The sequence below is a fragment of the Xanthovirga aplysinae genome, from assembly GCF_009711365.1.
Lineage (GTDB): Bacteria > Bacteroidota > Bacteroidia > Cytophagales > Cyclobacteriaceae > Xanthovirga > Xanthovirga aplysinae.
The window spans coordinates 1-962 of sequence record NZ_SMMB01000275.1 but is presented as its reverse complement, the minus strand read 5'-3'; the positions used below and the strand labels follow the sequence as shown (position 1 = coordinate 962).

1 protein-coding gene is annotated in these 962 nt (G+C 35.0%); it reads right to left on the bottom strand.

Annotation, left to right across the window (positions count from 1 at the left end; genetic code table 11):
- On the bottom strand, nt 1–909 hold a 909-nt coding region (locus tag E1171_RS00705; protein ID WP_222931305.1), incomplete at its 3' end, for a transporter substrate-binding domain-containing protein.
- Nucleotides 910–962: the final 53 nt, after the last annotated feature.

Here is a 962-nt window from a genome sequence, read left to right as displayed (position 1 = left end):
CACCGCTCTCCTTAAACTATAAATAGATATTGCCACAATGAATAAAATGAGCATAAATCCCAGAACAATGTCTTTCAAAAATCTTTCTAGGAAAACAGACCAGGGACTTTTTTTTGGTTGGTAAACAGAAAACCATTTAGAAAAAAGATCCAAATAAATTCCCTTTTCTCTCAATTGTTCCAAACCATCATTGATTTTTTCTATCAATTCAGAATTCCCCTTTTTTACAGCAAAAGTTTGTAATTGTGGTAAAACAGGAGGGCCAGTTAATACTAAGTTTTTATAAGATTCATCCAATGCTAGCTGTTGGGCTAGAAATTCATCTACGATTGCAGCATCATATTTCCCCTCTGCCAAAAGTTTAAGAGCCTCCGGTTGAGAGGACACACCTCTAACAACTATTTCCGGGTAATCCCTTTCCAAATTTTCCTCTAGAAAAGACTTCTTTTGCACAACAACTTGTCTGCCGGATAAATCCTCGAGGCTAACTATAGACGGGGAGGATTTCCTTACAATTATCATTTGATCCACAATTGAAACTGTTTCTGAGAACTCTGCATAACCTGCCCGACTTTCATCAAAATATAAAGTAGAAACGTCCAAAGAATCATTGAGAAATTGATAATAAACCTCATCCCAGTCCATTAAAACAATTTGAAATTCATATCCAATTTCTTTTCCAATTTCCCTTAAAAGATCTACATAAAAACCATTCGGGTTACCATCTGCATCTATAAAGGTAAAGGGAAGATGATTGTCAGAACTTCCAAAGACCAATGTCCTACTCTTGTCCCCCTGAACAGAATTTTGCCCAAATGAACAATTAATTGCAAATAGTATCAATAAAATAATGGCGTTAATCTCTCTGGTCATTTGATCATAAGAAATGAGCATTTTTGTCCATGACAAATTAAGAATTGGATTTAGAGGAATGGAATTTGATAAGGCAAATTACTGCCAAT